An 8993-nucleotide genomic window follows, 5' to 3' on the forward strand; every position below is an offset into this window, starting at 1 on the left:
CTACTGGCTAGACAAAAACGTGTACAAATTGAACGATACCATTCAAGCCGATCACTCAATACCATTTTGACCGAAAAGTGATCGGCATCGATGGTATTGAGTGATCTTGATGGATGGTATTAGGTGATCGGCTTAGATAGTATTAGGTGATCGCGATGCATGAGAATATGCAACTGAGATATCCGTTCTGGTTTGCATGAATGAAACGACAGGTAACTCCTTTTCAACCCTCTTTTTAACTTCGGATAAAAGATTATTGTTGCGAGCATAATTCCATTCCTCTGAATGTTGATTTACAGACAAATTCTTAAGTAAAATCACTTCAGACTCAGACAGTGGTACCTTATTTTTTAGTTCGCTGAGTAAGGATATCTCGTTTAGAGCCTTAAATGGCTTATAATGCATTGCGAAGTTATACCAATTAGCATTACACGCATCAGCCATTTTATTTGACGAAACATTTTTACTTGTTGGTTCTTGCTTGATGTTGTAGGTTTCGGAATAAATCGCAGGTTCATGCTCTAATGGACAATGGAAGTTGCTCAGTGATCTGATTATTTCATATGTTCTTTGAGTAATTTCTCTGTCGAGGCTAGTTCCTTGTTGAGTTTTGAATACATGCCAATGGATATTATGTCTGTATGGTAATGCATATTGATCCAAAACATCCTGATTGGGCTCACTAGATATAGAGGATATAGGAAAGCCAAACTCGCTTCGCCTCCACCCAGTGAAGGCCATAACGCAAGTTTGCCCAGCTTTCTGTACCTTCCGAATGAAATTCAGAACATCTCTACTTGAATTTCTTTCAAAGTACTCACCTACATATTGTTTTATGTATGTAGAAGTAGGTAAATCAGGCACTGTAACTCTAGTCGATAAACTAGTTATAATTCCCTCTAATTCTTTAATACTTGTGTTGAAATTAGAGTACTTAACTATGTTATCCAGCTTCGAATATTCTTTTTCGTCTGTTAGGAAATAAAGAATGTTTCTCAGCCGCTCAATATCTGCATAATGCTGAGATCTTTCAATATTAGTATCCACTCCAATCTGCTTAGCAATTTCTCTAACTGTTTCTTCTTTTAAAATGTAGTTACGCTTAAGAATTGGGTGAATGAAGCGAATATATTCATTTCTAATTTCTTTTTCTAGAAAGTCGATCTTTTTCCCATCAAACGTTTTAAGGTGGGGGCTTTCTTTAATATTAACCTGAGTTAACAGGCCATAGACCATTGGAACTGTGTTTTTATGTACTTTGTATCCGACCCGAGTAAGTATACTTTTTCTGATGGTGTCGACATGATTTAGTGCCAAGGCTATAGGATAATTGTCGTCGTAAAAATCCTGTAAATACTCGATATAATGCCTACCATAGTCCAATGTAAGGTTATTGAAAGAACTTCCTGACATCCAATCTTTGTAAGTAAGTTCACCAACTGATAGGTACTCAATTGCATCCTTGATATGTTTTTTCCCTTTTGACTCAGTCAAATTGCTTACAGAAGAAAAATCGATATCATACATGTGAAAAATATGGGTAATGCGCTGTATTATTGTCGGTAAGAAGTAGCAGGTCGCTCCAGCTCTTGGCGTTAATCGTCTAACAATTTGAGTATCCGACTTATCTCCCATGTTCCTTACCACTTTATGGATGATGAAGTAAGAAAATATATCTACAAGATCGATCTTACTTATTTTTACCATTCCGCGGCTTTGCATGAAAGTAAACAAGATAAGAATAAAGTCCGAATATTCTCTGATTGTTGACCCGGTTGGGCAGCTTGGGAATAAATGAAGTAAAATTAACTTAACAATTATATCAGGACTAACGTTGAGTTCATCGAATAGATCACCCTTGCCTTTGAAAAGTAGACTGTTACCTTGGTGATATAACGTGAATTTCCTAGAGCCGACTATAAAACTCCATTCATTTGAATGTAAGTCATTCTCAACTTCATTGAAGGAACACAGTTTGACATTCAACTCCTCTATGATGCTACACTCGTTTCTTATAGTTTTATTCATAAGGACATGCCTGACTGCATTTCATTCTCAAATAACTTGGGCAGAACCTTTAACTTCTTTAAACGCTGATAGTCTTCTACCGATTTGCTGACTAACGCTGGGGGAAACTGACTTAAACAGTAATGCATCCATTCGACATTAATAAGTAATGTTTCTTCGAAAAAAGAGTAGTTGGCCTGCATTATTGCCTCCGCACTGGTTTCTGCCTCATCAATGTAGTGGAGCATTGTAATTGCAGTTTGTGAGTTCTCGAACACAATTACATGATCTCGGTCTCGCTCGCTTGCTGATAGTATGACTTCACCATATTGGTTAATTCGAGCATCCTTTGAATGGGTGCTATCAATTACTTTCGTCCGTAGGTTCTTATCTATGGCTTCTTTATCGATGAAATCTAGGGTCGGTCTAAGAGCTCTTGACTCAATATCACTCATTACTATCCTCGTGATCCTGCCAACCTGATTCACCCACTCCTTGTTGTCGTCTGTTAAATAGGACAATTTTTCAGTATTTGACTGATGCGAGTTTAGATTGACTAAATCCTCATTTCTATATGCATCTGTCCTTGAGTAAACGCCTGTATTTTTTATATGTGCTAATTTGAAAAAGTATGATGGTAATGGTTCTTGAGTTAGTTTTTGATATTCTTTTCTAGACAGGCTTTTTGCTCCAAACATTGTTGCAGCCGTGTGTTTGTCATATCTATTGTGGTCATAAAAAAGTGTCATGGCTTCCTTGAATATCGTTCCGGCTCCCATTAATTTAAGTTCATGTTCTAGAATCGTATTCATGTCGTCGTTAGTTACTAATAGTTTTGCAAAAAGGCTTTGAAAGTGATTGTAATTAAAATGCTTATCTTTATAGAAAGGGTTAACGAAGCTTACCGCATAGTTACTTTCACTGTTTAATTTTGTAAATAACTCATCTTGGGATTTGGGCAAATTATTTATATAGGCCATGATAGTTCTAGCGATAAGGCTAGAACCTCTTAATGTTGGCGGCTTATGTCTTCGGAGTCCTCTGCCTTTTAGGTAGTCTATTTCTAATAGTCTTATATTACCTCGTGAATTTTTTTTAATTGCTATGTGCCTTCGCGTAAGCCGAAGTATATCTGTTGGCTGAATTGAGAGTGTAGCGAACAAAAAAGACATGAGCATTTCTTCTGTGTAGCTCACTTTGCTGTGAAAATGTAGGGGGGGTAAAAAAGGAAATTCAGAGCGACGCTTATACAACAGTTCGTCATAGAGGGTTTGATAGCTATTTTTACTATTATCTTCACTACACTTCACAACAGTTTGATCTATTTTGGTTTTGTGTTTATGGATGGAGCATTCTGTAATTATAAAGCTCTTTAGCTCCTTAACCGAGTTGTCTGGTTTATCAAGTAATGCACTTATAAAGTTTATGATTTTTTTTTGTTTATCTCTGCTAGAAGTAAAATTCTGAATATCATAATAAAGCTCAGTAAGGTCAGTATGAGATGCTAACTGTTTTCTCGCACATAGAATGAAATTCAACATTGTGCCTATTGTTGCCACGAATGACTTACTCAACCTTTTTGGACTCTCTAATAGTAAAAAATATTCGCCCATGTATTTTCTAAGCCAAGGGCTATTCTCAACAAACCAAGATGATAGCGAGAGTGGGTCTTTTTCTTCATCTTTGGATTGGACAAAAGAACTTACCACTTCGTCTAGCTTTCTTTTCTCATTAACGTTAAAGCTTGACGAACTCTTGACTCTTAACAATACGGTCTTGAGTCGCCGGCAACTTGTGCTTTGTGGCTTTATTTTATATTTTTCCACTTCCCAGCTTTCGAATGCCTTAAGCACTTTAGCGTTTAGAACCGTGCTCTGATTAAGAAATCCAATACATCTGCGAAATGCAATCTTAGTATGCTTTTGGTGATCCGTAGATCTATCTTCATAATCGGGGTGTAACAAAAAAAGCTTCATAGCTTTAAGTAATAATTGTGAGACTTCGTGGATGCTTTTAAGTGGATAAATGGTATTGCCATCAATAACTAGATTTTGGGTATCGTTCAAGAAATACTTTTCTTCAGCATCTATTTTCTGAGTGACAATTGGAATTGTCTTTTTAGATAGCATGATTTCCCCCCTCTATATCCAACATCACTTCTTTTAAACGAATGTAACGAGTAGTAACCGGAGTTGGCCTTCCATCTTTGCCCAAAGCATGTCCAAGGCGTTGTGCGACGGTAATAAGCGCTGAGCTCTGTGAGCGCGTCTCACCACCTTCTGAGTTTATAAGCTCGTAATAGTAAAGTTCAGTTGCAAATGTGTGTCGTAAATCGTGGTAAGATAGTTCATTATCCATCCAATCTATCATGTCTCTATATTTATCAAAGACATCGGTTGCTCTATTTTCTTTTATGGGTTCTCCCTTACATCCTGGATCAGCATTCAAGAATAGAGTATCAGGATCTGACTTGTCTTTCGCATCACTAAGGACTATGGCTCGCTCAGTAAGATAGTAATCCCTCATTGCTTCGAGTAAGGGGCGAGAGAGAAATATCCAGCGAGACTTTCCACCTTTTGTATACTTTCCTTGTAACATGTATCGAAACTTTTCAAGGTGACATTTCTTTGAATCTAATGAGTCCTTAAAGAGAGCCAGCAGATACCCATCTTTGTTACCGTTGTATTGAAGCAATAGCCCAGTGTTTTCAGATGTCCTTAAACCAACTTCAAACCCCATCCTCAACAATAGTCTATCTCGTTTAGTCTTACATCGATGGAGAAGCGCCGCTCTTTCTTCAGTGCTGACGTAGTTGATTTTGGTTTGACTGCGGTTGTTATCAAAAGCTTGCTTTTTAGCCTTCCTCGATATCTTAATATTCATAGGGATTATTAAACCTAATTTCGACAAGAAGTTGAAATAAGATTTAATAGATGCTTGATGCACACTTAAGGAGGTGGTTGTAAGTCGCTTGGGCAAATGCGAGTTGAGATACTTATTTACCAAGCTCACTTGAATTAAATGTGAGTGATGAACATCAGGAGCTTCATTGATTATATGTAGATTTTCGATGTATTGAAAAAAGTTAAAGATATGGCCAATGTATTGGGATATTGAACTTTCGCTTATTGAGTCTTCATAAAGCTCTCTGTAAAGCTCCCCCTCTTTCTCGTATTCCTTACATCTGATGATCTCGCCTACACTTTCTAAATAAATAGTATATAGAAGTGGAATAATGATTATATTTCCATTGGAATCGAGAAAAACAGTCAGTGTCTCAAAGTAATTTCCACATATGCTTACGTCCTTTAAAGTTTTCTTTTCCATTAACTTCACCACGAACAAATAAGTTTCATTAAATATATCATGAAATAATGTTTCTGATAGCAATTAAGCTAACAATTGTGTATTTTAAATATATGTAGTGAAAAGATCATTACGGTTGGAAATGGTGGAAAAAACAAACGCCTGATACCGAACAAGTTATTTTAGAGTTAGTGGATATTTTTCATTTTGGCTTGTCACTCAGAATTGACGGTATCACCAGCTACGAAAAAATAGCTAAACAGCTTGAGCTAGAATTAAGCACTGCCCATCAAGCCGATGACTTTAAGCAAACACTGGAAGTATTGGCGGCATCTGCTGTCGCAGATAAAACTTTTAATGCGGCTGCTTTTGCAGGTTGTATGGCACAAATAGGTATGAATATTGACGATTTATACCGAGGTTATGTAGGTAAAAATACCTTAAACTTCTTCCGCCAAGATCATGGCTATAAAGATGGCAGTTACATTAAAGTGTGGGATGGCCAAGAAGATAACGAGCATTTAGTAGAAGTTGTTAAAAGCCTTAATACCGAACATGCAGATTTTGCAAAATTAGTGTACGAAGGCTTAGAGGCACGATATCCAACAAAATAGTTTGCGCTAAAATAATTAAATTAGCTTGCGATAGTCGGTAACATTTAAGTAATCGGCTATATCGTTATGTGGTTGTTGGCTGTCTGGGTTAGCAACCGCAAGCAAGTGTTCAATACCGTATTGGCGTGCTGCGTTGAGCACAGGAACACTATCATCAACAAAAAGCGTACGGCTTTTATTAAATCCTAAGTCACTTTGCACCTGTTGCCATAAGCTTTGCTGCTCTTTACTTACCCCATATTCATGAGTCGATACGACTCCATCTAAGTAGTTATCAATTGCAGTTTGCTCAAATTTAAGCATTACACACTCAGGGTGGGCGTTAGTAAGTAAAATTAACTCTTTACCTGCTTTTTTAAGTTCAGTTAAAAAGTACGGCACATCGTCGCGCACTTTTATTAAGTGCTTAGACTGTCGCTTTAGTTCCATAATAGGCAGGTTTAACTGTTGCTCCCAATAATCTGAGCAGTACCATTGTATTTTTCCGCTAACGGCTTGGTAGCGTTTTGAAATATCAGCTTGCGCTGCTTCAAAGCTAATATTTTTTGCTAATGCGTGCTGTTGTGGAATAACGTTAAGCCAAAAATGGCTATCGTAATGTAAATCGAGTAATGTTCCATCCATATCGAGTAAAACTGTATCGATTTTTGACCAATTTAGCATGGGCTTTTCCCTGTGAAAAGTTTATGATTAAGCACAACTGCCATGATAGCAAATTAACGCCAATGACACAGAAAAAGCACCCTATACCACCGCAAATCCTCAGTAATAAAGTTGTAGCTAAAAGTCGCTTATTTACCGTGGAATCTTTAGAACTTAAATTCTCTAATAACGAAGAACGTCAATATGAGCGAATTCGTGGCGGCGGGCGAGGTGCAGTAATGATTGTGCCGTTAACTAAAGATAACGAATTACTACTAGTGCGAGAATATTGCGCTGGTACTAACGACTATCAACTGGGTTTTCCTAAAGGGTTAATTGACCCAGGTGAAACACCAGAGCAAGCCGCTAACCGTGAACTTAAAGAAGAAGTTGGTTTTGGTGCAGATTACCTAAAACGATTAAAAGCGGTATCTATAGCGCCAAGTCATTTTAATACCACCATGCACATTATGGTCGCTAAACAATTGTATTCACAAACATTGCCCGGTGATGAGCCAGAGCCACTGGTCGTTGTTAAGTGGCCATTAACCGATTGGCGGTCATTATTAACACAAGACGATTTTACCGAAGCACGCAGTGTAGCTGCTTTATTATTATTAGATCAGTATTTAGCATCAGGAGTCATTGATGAATAAATTACTAGAGCCTTGTATATTATTGGCTGAGCGTGCTGGTGATGCCATTATGGCTATTTATAAAAATGGTGATATTGGCAAAGAGCAAAAGCTAGACAACACACCAGTTACTAAAGCTGATCTTGCTGCTAACGACGTACTTGTGGCTGGTTTAGAGGCATTAGCACCCAATATTCCTATTATGTCAGAAGAAACACCGATCCCAGCATTAGCCGATAGGCAGCATTGGCAACGTTATTGGTTACTTGATCCTATGGATGGTACCGGAGAATTTATTTTAGAAAGTGGCGACTTTGCGGTAAATATAGCACTCATTGAGAATAACCAACCTGTGCTGGGAGTTATTCATTGGCCAACAAAAGGGGTAACCTATTTTGCGAGCGCCGATAATGGGGCATTTAAGCGTAAAAATGGTAGCGATAAGCAAATATTTGTAGCCTCACCCGATAACTTAACGGTTGCAGTGAGCCGCCGCCAAAAAATTGAAGCAGTGAGCCAGTACCTTAACGCCCAATTTACTACCGTTGCTTTAGGGTCATGCTCTTTAAAGGCATGTATTGTAGCAGAAGGAAAGGCTGACTGTTTTTTAAGAATAGGCCCCACTGGTGAGTGGGATACGGGCGCATCACAAATTATAGTTGAGCAAGCTGGCGGCAGTATTACCGATGCAGAGTTTAACCCACTAACTTATAATCAGCGTGAAAGCACTGAAAATCCAGACTTCATTGTAATGGGGCACCCTGATTGGGAGTGGCAAAAAATGATTAACCCACATTAATGGGAATGCTTATAACACCACTTGCTTGCTTTTTGTTCACTTAAACAATAATAATAACTAAAGCCTTGCATTATATGTTTATTCCTATATAGTAGCGCTCTCTTCAAGGCAGGCTCGTAAATATTACGGATTTGTTTTAAAGAAATTACAGGCGCGGGATGGAGCAGTCTGGTAGCTCGTCGGGCTCATAACCCGAAGGTCGTCGGTTCAAATCCGGCTCCCGCAACCAATTTCCTTTAGAGGATTGAGGTTACTGTAAATGTTAGTTAAGGAAAAGCTTGTCGATCTCAGCTCTTCATTAGCCAGCAAAGGTAGTCGTTTTAAATTCGGCTCCCGCAACCAATTTCCTTTAGAGGATTGAGGTTACTGTAAACTCTAGCTTAAGAGATAAAATAAAGTAGTCGATAGACTTAAAATATACAGGCGCGGGATGGAGCAGTCTGGTAGCTCGTCGGGCTCATAACCCGAAGGTCGTCGGTTCAAATCCGGCTCCCGCAACCAATTTCCTTTAGAGGATTGAGGTTACTGTAAATGTTAGTTAATGAAAAACTTGTCGGTCTCAGCTCTTCATTAGCCAGCAAAGGTAGTCGTTATAAATTAGGCTCCCGCAACCAATTTCTAATTGGAAGCTAAGTTGTAATGTAAGCAACTTTAAATAAGTATACAATTTCAGGCGCGGGATGGAGCAGTCTGGTAGCTCGTCGGGCTCATAACCCGAAGGTCGTCGGTTCAAATCCGGCTCCCGCAACCACTGAAATAAATAAGAATAAACAGACACTCTTAAAGAGTGTTTTTTTATGTCTGAAATTTAGTGAGTGACTCATAACCCGAAGGTCGTCGTCACTGCGTGATGCGTTCGCTCTTCATAAACCCTGGCTCCCGCAACCACTGAAATAAATAAGAATAAACAGACGTAAGCGCGCATTTAAGCAGTGCGCTTAGCTATAATCGAAGTCTAGCTGCACATTCCACGGCATTAGGTCGGTAAAA

The 8993-nt window shown here is 38.5% G+C and carries 6 protein-coding genes, 3 tRNA genes and 1 pseudogene; 6 read left to right on the forward strand and 4 right to left on the reverse strand.

Annotation, left to right across the window (positions count from 1 at the left end):
- Positions 1–132 precede the first annotated feature (132 nt).
- The 3 genes from J5X91_RS17590 to J5X91_RS17600 are packed head-to-tail and all read right to left on the reverse strand — an operon-like array spanning position 133 to position 5334.
- Positions 133–2028 carry a hypothetical protein gene (locus J5X91_RS17590; RefSeq protein ID WP_208835343.1) on the reverse strand — a complete coding sequence of 632 codons (1896 nt, stop codon included), beginning with the start codon at positions 2026–2028 and terminating at the stop codon, positions 133–135.
- A complete protein-coding gene (locus J5X91_RS17595) occupies positions 2025–4136 on the reverse strand; it encodes a hypothetical protein (RefSeq protein ID WP_208835344.1) in 2112 nt (703 codons plus the stop codon). Before J5X91_RS17595 ends, J5X91_RS17590 begins: the two co-directional genes overlap by 4 nt.
- Positions 4126–5334 carry a site-specific integrase gene (locus J5X91_RS17600; RefSeq protein ID WP_208835345.1) on the reverse strand — a complete coding sequence of 403 codons (1209 nt, stop codon included), beginning with the start codon at positions 5332–5334 and terminating at the stop codon, positions 4126–4128. The genes J5X91_RS17595 and J5X91_RS17600 overlap by 11 nt, the downstream gene beginning before the upstream one ends.
- Before the next feature lie 104 nt (positions 5335–5438).
- On the opposite strand from J5X91_RS17600, the pseudogene J5X91_RS17605 reads away from it, so the two are divergent.
- Positions 5439–5927, forward strand: a pseudogene (locus J5X91_RS17605) (dUTP diphosphatase); the annotation flags it as partial.
- Positions 5928–5942: 15 nt separating this feature from the next.
- Here the strand turns inward: J5X91_RS17605 and yrfG are convergent.
- Positions 5943–6590: a GMP/IMP nucleotidase gene (gene yrfG, locus J5X91_RS17610; protein WP_011326848.1), complete on the reverse strand. Its 648-nt coding sequence runs from the start codon at positions 6588–6590 to the stop codon at positions 5943–5945.
- Between the two features lie 62 nt (positions 6591–6652).
- On the opposite strand from yrfG, the gene nudE reads away from it, so the two are divergent.
- The 5 genes from nudE to J5X91_RS17635 all read left to right on the forward strand — a co-directional run bounded on the left by nudE (position 6653) and on the right by J5X91_RS17635 (position 8754).
- A complete protein-coding gene (gene nudE, locus J5X91_RS17615) occupies positions 6653–7225 on the forward strand; it encodes an ADP compounds hydrolase NudE (RefSeq protein ID WP_011326849.1) in 573 nt (190 codons plus the stop codon).
- Positions 7218–8003, forward strand: a complete 786-nt coding sequence (cysQ, locus tag J5X91_RS17620) for a 3'(2'),5'-bisphosphate nucleotidase CysQ (RefSeq protein ID WP_011326850.1) — start codon at positions 7218–7220, stop codon at positions 8001–8003. Before nudE ends, cysQ begins: the two co-directional genes overlap by 8 nt.
- Before the next feature lie 152 nt (positions 8004–8155).
- Positions 8156–8232: transfer RNA gene (locus tag J5X91_RS17625), tRNA-Met, on the forward strand.
- 195 nt (positions 8233–8427) lie between these two features.
- Positions 8428–8504: transfer RNA gene (locus J5X91_RS17630), tRNA-Met, on the forward strand.
- A gap of 173 nt (positions 8505–8677) precedes the next feature.
- Positions 8678–8754, forward strand: a tRNA-Met gene (locus J5X91_RS17635).
- The last annotated feature ends 239 nt before the right edge of the window (positions 8755–8993 follow it).

This window comes from Pseudoalteromonas sp. K222D (genome assembly GCF_017653575.1).
Taxonomy (GTDB): Bacteria; Pseudomonadota; Gammaproteobacteria; order Enterobacterales; family Alteromonadaceae; genus Pseudoalteromonas; species Pseudoalteromonas nigrifaciens.